At 43.7% G+C, this 18825-nt stretch carries 15 protein-coding genes; 6 read left to right on the plus strand and 9 right to left on the minus strand.

Features of this window, described 5'->3' with window-relative positions:
- Positions 1 to 84 precede the first annotated feature (84 nt).
- Positions 85 to 972, plus strand: a complete 888-nt coding sequence (locus MiSe_RS09625; RefSeq protein WP_226578070.1) for a hypothetical protein — start codon at positions 85 to 87, stop codon at positions 970 to 972.
- Positions 973 to 1378: 406 nt separating this feature from the next.
- The gene (locus MiSe_RS09630) at positions 1379 to 2272 is read left to right on the plus strand and encodes a hypothetical protein (protein WP_226578072.1); all 894 of its coding nucleotides are present in this window, start codon (positions 1379 to 1381) and stop codon (positions 2270 to 2272) included.
- On the opposite strand, the gene MiSe_RS09635 is transcribed toward MiSe_RS09630, so the two are convergent.
- Entirely contained in the window at positions 2269 to 2562 is a 294-nt protein-coding gene (locus MiSe_RS09635; protein WP_226578075.1) for a hypothetical protein, read from the minus strand. The two genes, MiSe_RS09630 and MiSe_RS09635, sit on opposite strands and share 4 nt — an antisense overlap.
- A gap of 2 nt (positions 2563 to 2564) precedes the next feature.
- Here MiSe_RS09635 and MiSe_RS09640 point away from each other — a divergent pair, with 2 nt between their 5' ends.
- Complete coding sequence (locus MiSe_RS09640; protein ID WP_226578078.1) at positions 2565 to 3353, plus strand: 7-carboxy-7-deazaguanine synthase QueE; 789 nt, start codon at positions 2565 to 2567, stop codon at positions 3351 to 3353.
- A gap of 85 nt (positions 3354 to 3438) precedes the next feature.
- Positions 3439 to 4965, plus strand: coding sequence for an esterase-like activity of phytase family protein (locus MiSe_RS09645; protein ID WP_226578081.1), 1527 nt, complete (start codon positions 3439 to 3441; stop codon positions 4963 to 4965).
- A gap of 651 nt (positions 4966 to 5616) precedes the next feature.
- Here the strand turns inward: MiSe_RS09645 and MiSe_RS09650 are convergent.
- The 8 genes from MiSe_RS09650 to egtD form a co-directional block, all read right to left on the minus strand.
- Positions 5617 to 7863: a pyridoxal phosphate-dependent decarboxylase family protein gene (locus MiSe_RS09650; protein WP_226578084.1), complete on the minus strand. Its 2247-nt coding sequence runs from the start codon at positions 7861 to 7863 to the stop codon at positions 5617 to 5619.
- 705 nt (positions 7864 to 8568) lie between these two features.
- Complete coding sequence (locus MiSe_RS09655; protein ID WP_226578087.1) at positions 8569 to 8892, minus strand: H-type lectin domain-containing protein; 324 nt, start codon at positions 8890 to 8892, stop codon at positions 8569 to 8571.
- Positions 8893 to 9542: 650 nt separating this feature from the next.
- Positions 9543 to 9797 carry a hypothetical protein gene (locus MiSe_RS09660; RefSeq protein ID WP_226578090.1) on the minus strand — a complete coding sequence of 85 codons (255 nt, stop codon included), beginning with the start codon at positions 9795 to 9797 and terminating at the stop codon, positions 9543 to 9545.
- Positions 9798 to 9902: 105 nt separating this feature from the next.
- Positions 9903 to 10859 (minus strand): amidohydrolase family protein, encoded by a 957-nt coding sequence (locus tag MiSe_RS09665; RefSeq protein ID WP_226578093.1) that lies wholly within the window; start codon positions 10857 to 10859, stop codon positions 9903 to 9905.
- Between the two features lie 123 nt (positions 10860 to 10982).
- On the minus strand, positions 10983 to 11744 hold the full coding sequence (locus MiSe_RS09670; RefSeq protein WP_226578097.1) for a hypothetical protein: 762 nt from the start codon (positions 11742 to 11744) through the stop codon (positions 10983 to 10985).
- 164 nt (positions 11745 to 11908) lie between these two features.
- Positions 11909 to 13252: a 5-histidylcysteine sulfoxide synthase gene (gene ovoA, locus MiSe_RS09675; protein WP_226578100.1), complete on the minus strand. Its 1344-nt coding sequence runs from the start codon at positions 13250 to 13252 to the stop codon at positions 11909 to 11911.
- Positions 13253 to 13306: 54 nt separating this feature from the next.
- On the minus strand, positions 13307 to 14425 hold the full coding sequence (locus MiSe_RS09680; RefSeq protein WP_226578103.1) for a mechanosensitive ion channel family protein: 1119 nt from the start codon (positions 14423 to 14425) through the stop codon (positions 13307 to 13309).
- Positions 14426 to 14561: 136 nt separating this feature from the next.
- The gene (gene egtD, locus MiSe_RS09685; protein WP_226578105.1) at positions 14562 to 15533 is read right to left on the minus strand and encodes an L-histidine N(alpha)-methyltransferase; all 972 of its coding nucleotides are present in this window, start codon (positions 15531 to 15533) and stop codon (positions 14562 to 14564) included.
- A 355-nt stretch (positions 15534 to 15888) separates the two neighbouring features.
- Between egtD and MiSe_RS09690 the strand changes: the two genes are divergently transcribed.
- Entirely contained in the window at positions 15889 to 17661 is a 1773-nt protein-coding gene (locus tag MiSe_RS09690; protein WP_226578108.1) for an AAA-like domain-containing protein, read from the plus strand.
- Positions 17662 to 18275: 614 nt separating this feature from the next.
- Positions 18276 to 18722, plus strand: a complete 447-nt coding sequence (locus MiSe_RS09695; RefSeq protein WP_226578112.1) for a hypothetical protein — start codon at positions 18276 to 18278, stop codon at positions 18720 to 18722.
- The last annotated feature ends 103 nt before the right edge of the window (positions 18723 to 18825 follow it).

The raw sequence follows: 18825 nt of genomic DNA on the forward strand, positions 1-18825 counted from the left end.
ACCCAAGATTTTTCCTATCACCAAAGTTTTTTTGTCTAAGTCCTGATTGGATTAGATCGCAATCTTCACAAAAGGTAAAGAATCGTGAGCAAATCGATTTTTCAATTAGTGGACGAACTGCCAACCAGCAACTTAACCGTGAGTTCGCTGAGAGCGCTCGATTTCGTCATTCCCGGCGAGTGGCAAAACATCGTTGGGTTTGAGAATACCATCCGGGCGGTGACGGGAGAAACCGACCAAGACTTGATCCAGCAAATAGGCGATCGCGCGGTATATCTATTCAACGACCAATCCCAAGGTTACCAGCGCGCCTTGTGGCTGTATCAAACCGTCGATAGCGCCTCTTCTGCGTTGGGTGCAGCAGCTTTAGCCAACAAAGTCGGCGAGCAAGTCTCATTTCTCGGTTTCTTAAGCAACCTGACTCCCAAAGCCGAAAAAGCGCAAACCATCGACCTCGCGGTGAAATTAGTCGTCGAATTGGTCGCTTTCTGCCAAATTAACGGCATTCCCGGCGACAGCATCGGCGACTTTCTAGCCGCATTGGGCGACTATTCCGGCGAGTCTTTGATGCGGATGGCGGCGCTGGTATGCTTTGATGGTCTGATTCCCCTCGGTCCAGACTTCATCCAAAAAGCCCTAACGTCCGTCAACAGCATGGGGGCATCGGACTTAGAGCAAAACCAGACCTTTAAAGGGGTCAGCAACCTCATCCCCGGTGGAAATGCCGCTGGTAAGCTGGGTTTCATTACCCAAAGCTTCGATTCCGTCTCTGGGTGGATGAGCGACTTCGTCAACTCTCGCGGTTTGACACCCCAAAATGTTGTCCACAACCTGTCTAGCTTTATCGAGATTGCAGAGGACAAATTAGACTATCTCGGCGCTTTCTTAGACGTTTCGACCAATTATTACGAGCATACCGGGATTCAAACCCTGGCTCGCCGCTTGATCGAACGCGCCGTCGCCGAAATTTAGCTCTTGAGCAGGGGAGCAGGGGAGCTGTAGGGGCGGGTTTTACCAATTAAACCGTGGAAACACGTAATATATGGTAAAACCCGCGTACAAATAGGGGCGGGTTTTACCAATCAATACGTGGAAACACGTAATATATGGGAAAACCCGCGTACAAGTAGGGTCGGGCTTTACCAATCAATCCGTGGAAACACGTAATATATGGGAAACCCGCCCCTACTAAAAACGAACTAAACCCGCTCTTCTTTGTTGGCCTAAAAACCGGGTTTCTGTGAAAGTAGTATCTCGTTAAAGTGCGCCCCTACTCGGTTTTTGGATTTCGATTAAATCTATCTAACAAGAGAATCCGAAAAGCGGTCAAACGAGTCGGTAGTTAATATCAAGCGAGAAGCACTTCCCAAGGAAATCTATGAGCAAAACTAAACCCATCGATGATTTGGTTGATAACCTGCCAACGAGCAACATGACCGTTTATATGTTACGCGCTTTGGACTCAGTTGTTCCTGGCGAATGGCAGAACTTGGTGGGATTTAAAGATACCATTCGTGCTGTTACCGGAGAAACCGACAAAAAAACAGTTAAAAAAATACACGATCGCGCCCTAGAATTATACGAAGATCCTGCCCAAGGATACCAGCGCGCGATGTGGATATACCAAACTGTCGATAGTGCCGATAGCGCCATCGGCGCCGCCGCAATGGCAAATAAAATAGGAGAAAAAATCGGCTTTCTCTCTTTCTTAAATAAACTAACTCCCAAAGCGGATACGCTACAAAGCATAGATTTATGCCTAAAATTGGTCGCAGAATTGCTAGCATTATCCGCAATAAATCGCATTTCGATTACCAATATCAGCTCGCTAGCAAGCACTTTAACTCAATATCACAACGAGTCTTTGATGCGAATAGCTGCCTTGATTTGCGTTGATGGCATTATCCCCCTTGGCCCCGATTTTATCAAGAAAGTACAATCTACTTTGGGCAGCGTCAATCCCGCAGTATTACAGCAAAATTCCACGTACCAAAACCTCAGCAACATGATTCCAGGAGGCAGTGTCAACGATAAGATAGGTTTCATCAATCAAAGCTTCGGCGCGATGCAAGGTTGGATGGGTAATTTCGTCAATTCCCATCACATCACCCAACAAGGATTGCTGATCAACCTGCAAAAATATATGGACATCGCCGATAGTAAATTAGACTACGTCGCCGCATTTCTCGACATGACGACTAACTATTACGAACATACAGGAACTCAAACCGTTGCGCGTCGGGTAATTGAACGCGCTGCAAGAGAGATTTAGACCTTTGCCCCAACCCCTCTCCTAAAACGAGAGGGGCGCAGCAAGGCGAGGTAATTTTTTTGACTAAGCTGAAGAGATTTGCCGGTTTTGTTGGTAAGCGTGTTTATGTGGCAATTAAAACCATGTATAAAAATAAATAAAAATAATTTAACCAGTTGTTGTGAAACAGGCGCAATCGTTAAGTTTTCATTTGTTCGTAAAGTATGAAAGAAGATTGCATCAGCCTGCTTTGGTAAACCAAAAACCTCAAAGAAAAGGTAAAAATAGATATACGCTAAAAATGAAATCACCTATGTCAAAAAATTCTTCCAAAGCGAGATTAATAGAAGTGTTCTCCGCGATTCAAGGCGAAGGACTCAATGTTGGAACGCGGCAGATTTTTATCCGCTTTGCAATTTGCGATTTGCGCTGCCATTTTTGCGACAGTTCCCACACATGGGGTGCGCCGCCGACTTGCACCATCGAGAAAACACCGGGACGGCGGGATTTTGAACTACACGCCAACCCCGTACCCCTAGAAAAACTACTGGAATGGGTAGAGCGACAAAATAAACCGGGGTTGCACGATAGCATTAGCCTGACAGGTGGGGAACCGTTGCTGCACGCTCCTTTCTTGGTGCAATTTTTGCCCCAGGTGCGTGCTTTAACGAAGTTGCCCATTTACCTGGAAACAGGAGGGCATCGTCCGCAACAGCTAGCAATGGTTCTGCCTTATATCGATTCGGTGGGGATGGATATCAAGCTGCCTAGTGTCAGCGGTGAAAATCATTGGCAAGCACACGCAGAATTTCTCCAAAGCTGTTACAAAGCAAGAGTTGAAGTTTTTGTCAAGCTGATTGTTTCTAACAGAACCAATCCAGGAGAGTTAAAACAAGCGGCGCAATTGGTGGCAGCTTGTGACCCGACGATCCCGGTATTTTTGCAACCCGTGACGGCAATCGATCTATCGAACAAGCTGGGGTGTGCGCCGGTGTACCCGCCAGATCCAGACCAGCTTTTGGCATGGCAGGGATTGATGAAGCAAAGTCTCAAGCAGGTACGAGCGATCGCGCAAACTCATAAAATGATCGGTCAGCTTTGAGCGAGAATCTATGAAGCAATCGCAGGATTTTATGAAGGTTTCGTGTAAAAAAGCATACTAGGTTTTAATTTAACCTCGTATTAATATGAATGGAAGATACTGGGAAAAGCTGAATTCCTTGGTATCGAACTTGCTTCAACTAAAACATTGTGTTTCAGGGTTGGGTTCCCTGGTGGCATCTGCCTTATTATTCGCCGGAAACACCAACTCTGCATCCGCAGTTTCCCTGGTTAATACGCTGACAATACCCGGTGGAAGTACGGATTTATTTCCCACCAGTGGCAATAGTGCCAACGTCAACCGTTTAGGGCTGTTTTCCGATCTCTACTACGACCGCCACAAAAACGTGTATTACAGCCTCGCCGACCGAGGGCCAGGTAGTGGCGTGATTCCCTACCAAACTAGGGTGCAAAAGTTTACTTTGGATGTAAATCCCACAACGGGCGCGATTGGCAATTTCAATTTGTTAGAGACGATTCTGCTGACCAAAGACGGTAGCAGTTTTAACGGGTTGAACCCCAGACTACTTAACGGCAATGCAGGAACGCTTGGTTTAAGTTTAGACCCGGAAGGGTTGGCGATCGCAGCCAACGGCAATTTTTACGTCTCGGATGAATACGGCCCCTCTGTGTATGAATTTAGCCCCAATGGGTCATTTATCAGGGCTTTCCAGAAGCCAAACAACTTACTGCCAAAAGATAGCAGCGGCAACCTTAATTATGTCGATGGTCGCCCAACGATTACCAGCGGTCGCCAAGATAACCGAGGGTTTGAAGGATTAACCCTGAGTCCAGATGGTACGAAACTATTTACCCTGCTGCAAGACCCCCTCGTGAATGAAGGCGCAAGTAACGAAGGACGGCGTAGCCGCAACTTGAGACTGATAGAATTTGATACGGCAACGGGTCAAAGTACGGCGCAATATATTTACCAGGTAGAAGCGATCGCAGATATCAACGCCCGCATCCCTGGAACTGACAATGACTTTAGCGCCACGCAACAAGGGCGGAATATTGGAATCAGCGCGATTACCGCACTGAATAACAACGAATTTTTAGTACTTGAAAGAGACAACCGAGGTTTAGGCGAAGACGCCCAAACAAGTGCATTACCCGTTGGCAGCAAGCGCGTTTATAAAATAAATCTCGCCGGTGCAACCAATGTCAGCGGTATTAGTTTAGCCGGGACAAATTCATTACCATCGGGCGTGACGGCGGTTAACAAATCCCTGTTTCTCGACATTGCCGATATTTTGAAAACACAAGGACAAATCATTCCAGAAAAGATGGAAGGTTTGGCGATCGGGCCTCAACTTGCAGATGGTTCCTATGCAATTTTAATCGGAACCGATAACGATTTTAGCGTCACTTCAGGTCAGGGAGATCAACAGTTAGATGTTTGCACGAATGGCACAACCCGTACGCTAGTCCCGATTAATAGCGGTTGTCCGGCGGGGCAACCTTTGATTCCAACTTATCTCTATTCGTTCAAAGCTAGTAGTGCCGAATTAGGTAACTTTGTGCCACCGCAAAAAGTACCCGAACCCACAGCAACTGCTGGGTTAGCGTTATTAGGATTAAGCGGTTTTTGGCTAAAGCGACCCAAGAGGTAACATTATAGCGGATTGCAGTCGTATGAGGTACACATTCGACAGCGGTGTGCCAGCACTTAAGCGTGCTGGCACACCAAGCCAAAAGACTGTACCTCACACGAAAATCAAACGGGAGACTGGTAGCCCCGTCAATTTATTGCGTGGCCCCTAGCTGACGCGGGCGAATTTATTAGCTGCCACCATTATTAAATTTTTTATCTAATACCTTACATCAAACATGGTTTTATAGTACGTTGTTTTTTTATAGTGCATAATGCCGTCAAAAATTAACGCCAAAAAAACAAACTACTATAGCTGAAATTGCCCAGGAGTTGGCGAAAATAATGTCGATTCATACCCTCTTCGACTACCCTAATCAGGATGATAACTTGGCGATCGTACTTTTCTACCAATCTTGAAAAACATACATCCTCAGATAAACCTTTCGTTGAAACTTAAATTTATCTGCACTATAGATGATGTCTAGATGCTCTTGATGAATTCTCAACTCATCTATTTTTATTACTTCAATTTTCATCACTGCACTTTTTCAACATATCGCCTCTCTAACCCCTTATTGAGAAGCAGCGAGCGCTCCTACCAATATTAAATCAGTAAAAGCGATCGCTGCTTCAAGCATCCTAATTTTGGCAGAAAAAATGTGCCTCTATTTCATTTTTCAACCGGCATAATCATAGCCCTGAGAATCGATTCACGAATTATTTGTTCCATGACATCGATAAACGAACCTTCAGCAGTTTCTGTCTTCCAGGGATCTTGGACTACGGTACGAATGACAGTAATAGGTTTAGTTGGGTCTGGAGTCACCCCTAAACGCTCCTGGTACTTTTGGATGAACTCAGGGCCATAAGCTTCTGCCGTGAAATCTGTGGTACTGACAATCATGGGATAATCGTTAATATCATCACCCTCATCAATACTCAGGATCTCATAATACCGCTTATTGAGACGGTTAGCCGCCTCTAAGCTGGTATTGATCTTACCGTCGTCAGTATTCTTGAAGTTCAAAGCGTAGATCAAGATGTTTAAATCCGGTCCTATTTCTTTGAGTGCCTCCATTGCCTCCGGATCTTGAGCAATCTGTTCATTGGTTTTACGATCAATTCTTTCCCGAATAAAGTCAATGGAAATAGAATCTGGAAGTAAAGTCAGAGGCACAATAATAAACGGATCTTGCTCTTTGACCATACACAACAGTCGAGCATAGAGTTTATCACCACTGAAAAGAGCCTGACCCAAAATTCTGCCATAGCCATCTTGGGTGGGTGGAATGACTTTATGGCTCAAATATACCGCTGCTGGGGCTGCACCTGGTTTAGAACCCTCAATCCCATAGATACCAATTGTCGGTTCTGTTTCTCCATGAAAAACGTAGGGAGCAACAAAGGTAACTAAATTCCGCATCGCTGAGTTGCGATAGCACAACGCTCCCGCCGGATAGGGGATGTAACCTGATTTATGGGGATCGACGGTGATCGAGTCAGCAAGGGGAAGTGCTTTAAATTGCGCCTCTACATAAGCACTCAAGGGAGAAATCGGGGGTGCTGTACGTCCAAGGGTAGGTCGATTACAGTCTGCGTCGGTGCGTATTAGGCTAACGAAATATCCCCCCCAAGCAGCATCAGCATGAACGGTAAAGTCTAATCCTTTTTTACTGAATTCGTCTCGTAATTTCAGAATGTCCTCGAGCGGATCAACTGCACTTTCTTCGGTGGTACCCATAACTGCAACCACCGTATAGACAGGGATTTTGTTTTTTACGCAATATTCTAAATCTTGTCTGAGACTATAGCCTTTTAGTCCATCTTCACCAGGTTGAGATTCACTCAGCTCAAGTCTCATCCTGGCATGTTCGTCTACTTCCACATCTATCATGTGGGAGGCTCCAATTCCTAAAACGGCGGCTGCTTTCGGGAATGAGTAATGTTTGCTTCCTGGTACGAAAAAGACGGGAGAGGCAATTCCTTGCAGATAACTATTGGAAAATTCCTGTATGCCTAAATCTTGCACCGAATACTTGGATAAGGCAGCAGATAAGATGCTAGAGGCTTGATTTTCGTCAAAGCCTTTTTCCACTAATTTCTTGGTGATTTGCGTAGATAAGTCTAGGATGCCATCAACCTTGAGGTTTAACAGTTGCCAAGTATCGAGTTTGATTAATAGTTGGTCCTCACGACTTCCAGTAGTGGGTGAGTAGGCATTAATCTTGATATCTTGTGCTACCTGTTTCAAGGTATCATCGTTTAACAAGGCTTGTTGGATAGCAATGGGATAAAATTTCAGATTTCTGGCTGACCAAATAGCCTCTATGTTCGCAACAGTTCCCCCACAAGTGATATGTCCCCAGGCGGGTATTATATTTTCTTTTGATGCTGACTCAACGGGGTATCCTAGCATTCGGCAAAGATCGTTGCCTACCTCGATTTCCAGCTTTGTAGTAACAGTCGATGCTTCAAAAGCCACATTATTAGAGTTGTACAGCATCCCTGCAAAGTAGCCTATCACCGAAGGAATGGTTGTATCCCAACCCATGTGTCCTTGATAGCGCATACTGAAAAAGGGAACGGACTTCTTCAGCTCTTCTAATAAATCGGTATAACTTTTTTCAATTATATCGATCGCTTCTTTGTAGTCCTGTGATTGCTTGATTTCGTCAGTTATATGGCAAGGATCTTCAGGAAAATAACTTTTTCTCCATTCTGCCTGAGAGTCGATTGCCTTTTCTATCAACTCTTTCAGCAGGTCAGCATTTTCTGCTCTTGGACCTAAAAACCAAGCTTCTACCGATCTTGAGCCAGTTGTCTTTAGGTTTATGTTGTCTGCTTTTTTCAAATACTTTTGTATCCTGCCTGTTGCTTTTTCAAAAGCTTTGCTGAAAATCTCTCTTGGAGTTCTCATAATCACCTTCTCCTTCTAAGAGCCAACAGATTCCAGTCAGACTTAACTTTTTCTGCACTTATTCTTGCATATTGCCGTCAATCTTGTCAATGGTATCATCTGTGTCGATTTATCTCGGGAGAGCCTTTTGAATTTTTAATTTTGCATCTGCCCTTGGTATTAAATCAAGTTGCTAGGTAATAACTCAAGTTGCTAGTTATCTCTCTGGGAGCGGCTAATGGCTAATGGCTAATGGCGAGATTGGTAAAAATCCAAGATTAGCAAGCTTGCCAGCTTGCAAGCTTGCAACGCCAAAGTTTATAACTAGCAACTTGCGTTAATAGGTTGTGACAGCGGTAATGGGTAATGGGTAATTGGTAATTGGATTAACCGGAAGTTGCTGTCAACCCCAGTCAGAAACCCGGTTTCTTTGGCGTCAGAAACCGGGTTTCTTTGGCTCGATGTAACTAGCAACTCTAGTTATTACCACCCCCATGTACCTGGGCCACCTTTAAATGGCCCGACAATATCAGCAGTAATCCATCCGCGCCTGCTATGGACAGCGATAGGGGGCAGCGATGGTTTGATTGGCGTTACTGATTAGCGGGATGATTTTGTGAAACCGAGACCGATCTTGTTTGACTGTCATCGACAAATTCATCCCTTGATTGAGCAACGCCACTTGATTCACCCCCTAGAAACCTTTGGTCACTCAACTCTGGGATTCTAGTTCTCTTCGCCGATGGCAATAAAGTTAAAAGCCGACTTTTCTTTTGTCACTGTCAGTTCTGGAGAACCAGTACCCGATTGTTGTTTAAGTCCCAAATCCCAGATATAAACTTGGCATTTTTGGGTGTCTATATCTTTAACAACAATTTGGTTATCAGCGCCCCAATCCTTCAAAGTCGCTACTACAGCAGGAGGAGTCGCGAAAGGTTGGGCAAACATAATTGTATAGATCCCTGGTTCTGGCGATTCTACTGTAAATCCTTCTCCCCCCTGTTTGGTGCTATCTTCTCCCACTGTTCCATAGATAATTTTTTGTGCCATATGTTAATTTCCTCACTTCTCTAGAGCGTGAATGATAGCTTTCTTTGGAGTTGCATACTCGGCAAATTCAACGTTTTGACACTCCCCGATCGCGAGCGAGACGGGGAAACTCTTGCGAGTGCCGTATCTGTTAGATATCCGACTGTCAGCCGTCCTATACTGATTTAAATCAAGCAAACTTAACTGAGTAGTTAATGGCTCATAGGCATGGTTCCTGTTCTTTGCTAGCTGCTCGCGTATCTAACACCTTTTCGAGAATGAGCAGAAACTGTTCATCAGCCGCAACTAGGTATAACATCCCCTAGCCAATTTCATCTGAAATTTTTACAATTCTTAATTGTTATTCTTTTGCAGAACAATCATTCCACGAGAGCGATCGCATACAGAATCTTGACTCAGATCTTGCACCATTCTCAACCAGCCTTGAAACCCTTGTTTTTTGATGAAAAATCTCGGCTTTCAAGTTTAGCTATTTGCAAGAAACTTTGGTGTTAGCCCTGGTGCAGGATGTGAGTTTATCGACAACAAATCCGCTCTATAGAACACTTCCAGAAGCGAGTGTATCGCTTAGCATTTGTATCTGCAATCGTCACTTTCTGAGAACTAGAGTTATAGTCTCTAAAAGTGAGAGTCCTCCTTCCAGGTTGGGGTTATTGTGAGCAATTTTGGCAGGACTTACGCACCACGAGCCTAGAAACAAAGGTGAGACCGTCGTTCGCGTTCGCGCAGCGGCGCGTTAGCGCGAAGCTAAGGGAGGCATATCTCTCCCAACCAAACCAACGATTTTTCGGATCGCCCTTTGTTTCTTTGCGTAAGTCCTGTTTGGTATTGAAGTTGAAAATGTGGATGTCACTTGTATCTGAAACCGCTTTTTCCACAGATTCCACAAACTTCTCCATCGTCATTGATGGATTCCACTAACTTGCAATCTGCTGTAATTGTTCAAGGATATGATTGGCTAAGAAACCTAAGACTTTGTTATCTTGCCAAATATCTTGGTGAAAATTGTACTAGGCTCGCACCTTAGAGAACAAATTAAAAGCAGTGTCAAATGCTAAATTCTTGGCGGCTTTTTCAGAAAGAGCATCTAAAAATACATCATATTTCTGAATGGTTGCAGGTAAGAACTCAAACTTATTCACAATGTCTGTCCCAATGCAGATGCGATGGGAATACTTCTCACAGAGTTGTAGCCAATCTGGATCTGGTACACCTTTGGGACAAATATAATCATCGAAGACAATCCAGGCAATATCAACCCACAGATTATCGTAATGCTCCAGAACACGCTGAACAATCTGATAGTAGACTGGAGAATAAACGCGGCGAGAAATGCCACAGTGACACCAAACAAACCTCACCTTGGGATGTTTTTGTAACATCTCTTCCAACTCGTACAACCACATTGGATAAGTATTCGTGCCCACCGAGGTGATATTTTGGTGAACGCAAACTGGCATGTCAAGATCCGCGCATAGCTCAAACACGCTGTCCATCGCCGGATGGTTGCTGCGGGGCGGTTCACCGTAGGTGAGGTTGGTTAAGTCGTCATGGCGGAAGAGGATTTCGCCCACTCCACTCCACATATTCGGGAAATACTTAACCATCCGCTCAATGTGCTTATAGGCAAACTTGTCGCAGGGATTGAATCCGCCAATGAAGAGGAAGAAGCGTTGTTGCTCTTCAGGAGATAAGGTTTCGTACTCGCGAGCAATAAACGGATCTACGGCACTGTAATAGTAACACTTGGAGTTGTCTCCCAAATAATATCCTGGCGAACTCCTCTCCCAACTTGCCCAGAGCTTCGTGACGGGTAAACCAAATACACAGGCGTGGGAAATATTCGCCTTATCCATGTACTTTAAACACTTCCGCAGCCCACCTGTATCTTGCAGAAAATCCACCACATGTAAATGGGCATCAATACATGGGTATTTCGATCCTTTCAGCGGTGCTAAAACTCCCACAATTTTTGCTCCTAATAAATGTTTCTTAACCAGGAATAACCGAGGATTAGCTTGGTGTTTACAACCATATTTCTCTCCCACCAAACTTCTGACAATTAGCTATAATTTGAGCCAAAATCTCTGCTAATTCGCCAGGATTTTTTGATATATTTCCTGCAGGTATGCGATGTCATCTACCCCCAAACCTCGCCGACAGACTCGCTCTAACTCAGCTACAGATGGAATGACTATCTGCAACTTATTAAACTCAACCAATTTGTCAATTAAAAGTCGATCGCTTTGTTGTTCCAAGCCAATAAATGCTGCCATCAGATCCTCTGGATCTTGAATGCAATCGATCACCGCCTGCCATCCCATTCTCTCCAGTAACTCTTGTTCTTCTTTTTGGGATAGAACCTTCATTAAAGCACCCAGAGATCGACCAGAATTGACAAATCTCAGCACAAAATCCCAGCCAATCAGATTGATAAACAGGATATCCATCTTGCCATAGAGCCAAGTTAGTGCCTCTACCAAATCATTGATATTACAAATACACTTGCGAATTGCTTCTTGCCCCAAGCAGTGCAGGAAGTATTCCTGATCTGATTCATTCGCCAGTAGGGATAATGCCTTGAACAAGGTACTTCCCTTGGTTACCACTTGGCTTAATTTTGTGCCAAAACACTTGAGATAGGGTGCTTTACTGGCACCTCGCGTATCTAACACCTTTTCCAGAATCAGCAGAAACTGTTCATCAGTTTTAACTAGATCTAATATTCCCTCTTCAATTTGGGACAAAATCTCCTTATCGGCCTCTATAGGAGTCAGTTCTAGGGCAACAAACAATTCTTCTGCTGTTTCTAATTCAACAGTATCATCCTCATAGGAAATCTGGCAAGGCATTGTCAACTCCTTGATATCTTAAATCACCCAAAAACCTGGTTGTTGATAAAAATTGTGACCGAACCAGTTGCGATAATATTTTACAGCTTCTGTGCCTCCTACGCAATACAGCGGCTTGCCACCGAATCAAATATTCCATTAATTTCCTCGGCTTCCCCATCCGTCTACACGGTGGGTAATTTCTGGTCTTGAACAATCCGAAAACCAGCGTGCTGATAAAAATGGGGACGGAACCAGTTGCGATAATATTTTAAAGCTTCTGTCCCGTTAGTTATCCAACATCCTCCTAATATCATATTATGTTTGGTATCAAAAAAGATCGCCGAATTGTCTTCATAGAGAAAATGCGGCTTATATCCTGAGAGCGGATTTAAGTTATCGCTCAACCATTCCCAAACATTCCCCCGCAAATCGTACAACCCAGAGTGACTTTTTGCAGTTTCTAACATGCCGACGGGAGTAGGTGAGCCAAATTTGAAATTGAGATTGTAATTGTCTACATCTTCTACCAAACCATTACCATAAGTTGCTACATTGTACTCGGCTTCACTCATTAACCGAGTCCCCTTACCTTGAGCGCGACAGTAAGCCATTGCTTCATAATGATTGACTTCTACAGGCCAATCTAAAGGTAAGTTTATTTCATCAAACATGGCGCGATATTTGTAGCTACCATTTTCAGGTAGCCAAAATTTCGGATGTTTGATGTTATTTTGAGTTTTCCAGCGCCAAGATTCTTCATCCCAATACTCTTGATTTTCGTAGCCACCAGTCTTGACAAAATAGAGAAAATCTGCATTGGTAATCAGATATTTACTGGCTACAAAAGGTGCAACTTCAACAGTGCGCGAGCCATAATCAATATCCCAACCATAAGTTGGATCGTTATAGGCTTTGCCAAGTTTTGCAACCCCACCAGCAACTTCCACCATTTCATTCTGAGGAGTGTAACCATTAAAAGGGGCATATTTCCAGTTTGAGGGCCGTTTAACTCTCTCAACTGGTAATTGGCGAAATAACATGGAAGAAGTTTCCACATGAATGCGCTGGTGTTCAATTCCCATCATTAAAGCCCATAGGGGATGATGGGGATGAATGGGTAGAGTAATTGGGGTTGTTTTAATGAATTCGGAAATTACGGAATATGCTTGTTCTCGATACTCCCAAACAAGAGCAACTTGTGGCCAATTCAAATGAGCGATCGCCTGATTCAATTCTTCAGGCTTTTCCGGATTAACCCCAACTTCAAACAATATTTCATATTCAAGATAGAGGCGTTTTTCTAATAATCCAACCCGAATTAATTTATTGATGTAGAAAACCGCCGAATGTCCCAGATAAAAAATCAGAGGATTTCTCAAGGGGTCGGGATTGAGATAGAATGTGTCTTCACCGACCAGAGTTTTCATCAGACTGTCTTCGAGTTGCCAAGCATCCTCAAAATAATCCAGGATTGTTTGGCGATCGCAATTATCAAGTTGTGGCGGATAAGCTTGGAGAGTTTTCATGGTCTAACTTAAACAGAATTGGTGTTCTAGACTGAATCCAAAAATATTTTATCTTCAATTATTGGCTCCTTTTTGACTCTGTTTGTATTTTTCCGGATCGGTTCGGAGATCCACATACAAGAAATCGATGCTCTCTTGCTCTAAAAGTTCTAAGATGGCTAGATTTAAGTTTTTCTCAGCATCAAAGTAGAGATTGTCATCATTAACAAAGGCAACGATGTTAATGACGCGGGCATTATTTTCAATCTTGCTAAACCTCACGATTATCTCTTTGGATAAGCCCTTAATAAATGAGGGCATTTCTCGAATAGCATCGCATATTCTGGCGGTTTGCTTGGCTGAAATATTATCAATCTTGAGAGTTAAATTCAGGCCCCACTTTAATTCATCACCAGGATTTTGTGACCAATTTTCTACGATTCCAGTAATCATTCTAGAGTTGGGCATTTTCACAATAGAACCCCACTGATAGACATGCAGGGTTGTGGTTCTAAATCCAATCTTGACTATCTGCACAAAACCCTGCAATCCTGAGACTGAAACCCAGTCCCCTTCTCGATAGAGATGATCCGAGTAGATAATAATTGTACAAAACCAGTCATAGACAATATCCTTCAACAGCAAACCAAAAGTAATACCAGCACCACCTAATAGACCAACCAGTGCTGCTGCTGATTGTCCTAAAAAGATTTCACTGACCTTAATAGCGATTACGATAACTGCTGCCGATTGAAAAATCTTCGGCATCAAGGGTCTGAGCAATTCATCCAGTTCAGTGTCAGTATGTAGCAACAGGTTAGCAATTATCTGACCAAAGATAGAAGAGGTTCGATAAACAACATATGCAACTATGAAAACGACTACCAAATTGAGCGTCCTGCCTATTGTTTCGCTCAATTGAGAACCTAATTCCTTTGCCAGAATTTCCTTGACTAGCCACAGTCCAGCAATCAGAATCAACCAACTTAAGGCTGGCTTGAGAATCGCAATTAACTCATCGTCGAGGTCGGTCTTGGTTTTGCGAGTAAAGCGCTCAATAGTTTTAACTATAACTGCAACAACAAATCGTCTCAACGCCTGTGTCAGGGTCAGGATGATGATGGCAGCAGCAATTTTGCCAATGGGTATGCCGGAGTAATCGAGATTTTGCAGCGCGTTCCAAATTGCTTCCATAGGTTAGAGCGGGGGTAGTTGATGTTTTTCATTTAACAAAGTTGTAGGCTGGGCACTGCTTTCATAGTTCGTTCACAACCTTATTTTTATGTTTTTGGCACCGTCCACCCTAGGCTTATTGAGAGGTGATTGCAACTTAAGCTTGGCAAAGAATTAAGCCAAACCACTGCTGTGGATCTGTCCAAATTTTCACTGTCTTTAACCCTTGCACCTCCAGTTGTTTTTGCATAATTCCTAAATCAAACTTCCGAGAAACTTCGGTGAGAATACTTTCCCCTACTTCAAAGAACACTTGTAAATCTAGCATTTCTAGGGATACCCAATGACTCTTTTGGCAATGCAGATACATTTCAATTTGACCATCTGCTTGATTGTAAATCGCTTCATGCTTGAATAACTTGATGTCAAAATCCCCTTGAAACCGCCAATTCAAATGGGAGAGCATATTCAAATTAAAAGCAGCCGTTACTCCCTGACTGTCGTTATAAGCTGGTAACAAAATTTCCTTGGGTTTTTGTAAATCTACGCCCAGCAAAAAGTAATCCCCTGATTTTAAAGCCCGAGCAATTTTGCTCAAAAACCCGTCAGATTCTTGCCGTGTAAAATTTCCGAAGGAACTGCCCAGAAAACAAATCATCCGCGATGACCAAGGTTGCAATTTGAGGTGTGACAAAGCTTGTTCGTAAGTTCCTTGTAATCCGGCAATCGAGAAATCAGGATATGTTTGTTGTAACTGTCGCACAGTGGTTGCGAGCATTCCCCCACTGACATCAATCGGTACGTATCTACAGTCACCTGCATTTTTTTGGTAAGCGTCTAACAAAATGCGAGTCTTGGTGGAACTGCCACTGCCTAATTCTACCAGTTCACAACCGCCTGTTATCTGAGCAATTTCATCGGCATATTGACTCAAAATCCATGCTTCTGTTCGCGTCGGGTAATATTCCGGTAACTCACAGATTTGTTCAAATAATTCCGACCCGCGATCGTCATAAAAATATTTGGGGGGTAAACTCTTTGAAGTTTGAGTTAATCCTTGAATGACATCTTCACCATCTTTTATAGCTTGATAGCGCTGATTAACGATTGTCAAAGATTTGCTGAGCATTTTTTGAGTCTTTTTCCTTTTCTGCTATCGAAAACCCGGGTATATTTGATCCCCCAAGATGGGTGCCAAACCTGTTCCCGATTAAAATATCACGTTTCCAAGACATTCCCACGCTCAATGCGAGGAATTAATAATTCTTTAACATCTCTATTGATACTATTCTTATAATTCCTGACATTTCTGATTTATTTCTTATTTTTTAGCGTTCTATTGATGCACAAATTTATTGACCCTCGGAACCTAAGAAAATAATAAGAAACTGAGCGGGGTTTAGGCAAAAAATAAGCAAATAATCAGAATGTCATAAAAATTAGGTAATAATAAGGATGTTATTCTCTCCTGACCGCAATCTGCCATGAAAGTTCTGGTTGTAGAAAAAAACTCCACAACAACGACCACAATCGCCAAAGCGCTGAGTGGCCAGGATTACACGGTGGAGGTGGCAGCAGACGGTGAAACAGGCTTAAACTTAGCCACTTGGTTGCACAACGACCTGATCCTGCTCGACTTATCCGATGCCAAACTGGATGGAATTGCCCTCTGCCGCCAATTGCGTGCCCAAGACAAGCAAACTCCCATCCTCTTGCTGGCTTCCCAAGAGGCAAAGCAGAATCTGATCGCGGCATTAGAGGCGGGAGCGGATGACTATATCATGCAGCCTTTCGACCCGCCACGATTAATAGAGCGAATGCAGGTTTTATTGCGCCGCAGAAAAGCTGAAATCGCCCCTTCAGTGCTAACTTGGGGAGATTTGCGTCTTTTCACCACCGCCACACAAGTCACCTACCGAGAACGTCCCCTTTCCCTCTCGCCCAAAGAATACCAGTTACTAGAGCTGTTTCTGCTGCACCCGCAAAAGCTTTTCGGGCGCAGTACGATTATCGAACACCTGTGGTCAATCGGTGAGTCCCCCAGTCCAGCAGCGGTCACCAACTTAATTAAAGACTTGCGGCAGAAGCTGAAACTAGGGGGAATGGACTTTGATCCGATCGAAACTGTCTATGGTATTGGCTATCGACTTAAGACACCCCCCCAGAATGGCTCAATTGCGGCGAAGCGAGAGATACCTGACAAAGAGCGGCTGAGTATAAGAACTTTAGAATTCCCCAATCGACCAGAAGCGCCCAATTCCCCCTTTTATATCGAACGCCCTCCCATTGAAGAATTGGCTTACAGCGAAATCAGCTTTCCAGGCAGCGTCATCTGCATCAAATCGCCCCCAAAAATGGGGAAAAGTTCTCTGCTCAATCAACTCCTTTCCTATGGTAAAGCGCAAGGCTACACCACAGCAAGGATCGATTTTATGCAGGCAGATGAAAGCATTTTTGAGAGTATCGATAAATTTCTGCGCTGGTTTTGTGCCAATGTCAGCCTACAACTGAAACTCCCGGCTCGATTAGATGATTATTGGGATGTTGAAATCGGCAGTAAAGTTAGCTGTACCATGTATTTTGAGGCATACATACTAGAGGAAATCACCACGCCTTTGGTGTTAGCCTTAAATGAATTGGATCGGCTGTTTGACTATGCCAAAATCGCTCAAGAATTTTTGCCACTCCTGCGCTATTGGTACGAACAGGCCCAGACAAATGTAGCTTTTGAAAAACTCCGCATTGTCATGGTTAAATACCCGGAAATTTATGTGGATTTACCCCGGAATCAATCTCCGTTTAATATCGGATTAGTACTCGAATTGCCCGAGTTTAATCTAAAACAGATCCAAACATTAGCTGACCGCTATGAACTCAATTGGCAATCGAATCAAAATGCGGAAAAATTAATGGCTATGGTAGGGGGACATCCTTATTTAGTGCGGCTGGCCTTCTACTATCTCAGTCGGGGAGAAATTACTCTGAATAAACTCTTACAATCTGCCCCGACTCAAATGCAAGTTTATCGGGATTATTTGCGAAATATTTGGATGATTTTGCATCGCCATCCCCAGATGATGGGCGCGCTCAAGCGATTGTTAAATGAACCAGAAGATGCCAAATTAGACTCGGCAATTTCTTATAAATTAGAGAGTCTAGGGTTAATCAAGGTGGAGAATAATCAAGCCAAGCTCCGATGTGAATTGTATCGGATTTATCTGGAAGAGCAACTACTGATAACAGCAAACAGTTTGTAGGTTGTTTAGTGGTTGTGTCAGAAGACGAGAAGAAGGTAAATTTCAGAGTTTTTCTATCAGATAGGAATTACACAAATCACCTTTGGTTCTATAAAAAATCGTCGCTTTGTAACTAGAGATATACGCAGAAACAAAGGTGATGGGTTGGTCGTGGGTAAGTCCTGTCAGAGTCAGAGCGTACTAGATTCAAGATTGCCTGTGCAAAGAATCGAACCACGATCCGTCATATCGTGTCCGGTTGAACGCTTATAATTAGGGCTGACGCCCAGAGGCTAAGGACGCACCGGACGGGTCGAAGTTTTTATTATAAGTAATCATCCGAAGTTGATATCAGCAGGCGCTGGAATTGATTCGCTAATTGCTGATATCAAGTCCGGTAGCATCGGGAACGCAAACTTCAAGGGGGTTTTAACGAGAGCAGGACTTACGCAAGAAGAGAAAAGAAACAAAGGTGAGACCGTCGTTCGCGCAAGCTAGGGTATGCATATCTCTTCCAAACCAACGATTTTTCATATCACCAAAGTTTCTTTGCGTCAGTCCTGAAAATTTTATTGACGGAATAGGAAGCTCTGAATATAATTTAGTCCAACATAAGTTAGGTAAAAATTATCGTGGTGGGACAGCGTACTTTTTGGTTGTGTGGAGTAGCCGTTATCGGTCTTTCTCCCTTTTTAATTGTCGCTACTGGAGCCAAAGCAATAGCAGCCACTCTGGTTCCCTGTGGTGATGTATTACCTTCTGTAGGTGCAAATCCAGAGCAATTCCCTACAGTTGGGATTCGCAATAATGTTATATCATCATTCCTGAATGGTCAATGTGCAGCCAGAACTCTTCAGGAGTTAAGCAATGCCGGGGAATCTTTGACGTTTTATCGCTATTTTACAGCTCCAGTTCCGGGAGTACCAAGCATTAATAAAGGGTCGTATCTGACAACTGATAAATACGACATTAATTTGGATGCGGTCAGGTTTTTGGCGCTGGATAAAGAATTCGGCAATAACGCAGATTCGAGACAATTTGTAGATATTTCTGCCTTACCCCTAGATATAGTTATTTATTAAGGTGTTGCCGGTCCCCAACCTGCTCCTCCTGCTGCTCCCAATACATGTTACCCCGGTGGCGGTCAACAAACCTACCTGTTATTTAAAGATGCACGCGACCCAA

It is taken from the genome of Microseira wollei NIES-4236 (genome assembly GCF_020521235.1).
GTDB lineage: Bacteria > Cyanobacteriota > Cyanobacteriia > Cyanobacteriales > Aerosakkonemataceae > Microseira > Microseira wollei.

Coding starts and splice junctions, on each gene's coding strand:
- MiSe_RS09630 (WP_226578072.1), top strand. CDS start 1,379: ATGAGCAAAACTAAACCCATCGATGATTTGGTTGATAACCTGCCAACG.
- MiSe_RS09640 (WP_226578078.1), top strand. CDS start 2,565: ATGTCAAAAAATTCTTCCAAAGCGAGATTAATAGAAGTGTTCTCCGCG.
- MiSe_RS09645 (WP_226578081.1), top strand. CDS start 3,439: ATGAATGGAAGATACTGGGAAAAGCTGAATTCCTTGGTATCGAACTTG.
- MiSe_RS09650 (WP_226578084.1), bottom strand. CDS start 7,863: ATGAGAACTCCAAGAGAGATTTTCAGCAAAGCTTTTGAAAAAGCAACA.
- MiSe_RS09655 (WP_226578087.1), bottom strand. CDS start 8,892: ATGGCACAAAAAATTATCTATGGAACAGTGGGAGAAGATAGCACCAAA.
- MiSe_RS09660 (WP_226578090.1), bottom strand. CDS start 9,797: ATGACGATGGAGAAGTTTGTGGAATCTGTGGAAAAAGCGGTTTCAGAT.
- MiSe_RS09670 (WP_226578097.1), bottom strand. CDS start 11,744: ATGCCTTGCCAGATTTCCTATGAGGATGATACTGTTGAATTAGAAACA.
- ovoA (WP_226578100.1), bottom strand. CDS start 13,252: ATGAAAACTCTCCAAGCTTATCCGCCACAACTTGATAATTGCGATCGC.
- MiSe_RS09680 (WP_226578103.1), bottom strand. CDS start 14,425: ATGGAAGCAATTTGGAACGCGCTGCAAAATCTCGATTACTCCGGCATA.
- egtD (WP_226578105.1), bottom strand. CDS start 15,533: ATGCTCAGCAAATCTTTGACAATCGTTAATCAGCGCTATCAAGCTATA.
- MiSe_RS09690 (WP_226578108.1), top strand. CDS start 15,889: ATGAAAGTTCTGGTTGTAGAAAAAAACTCCACAACAACGACCACAATC.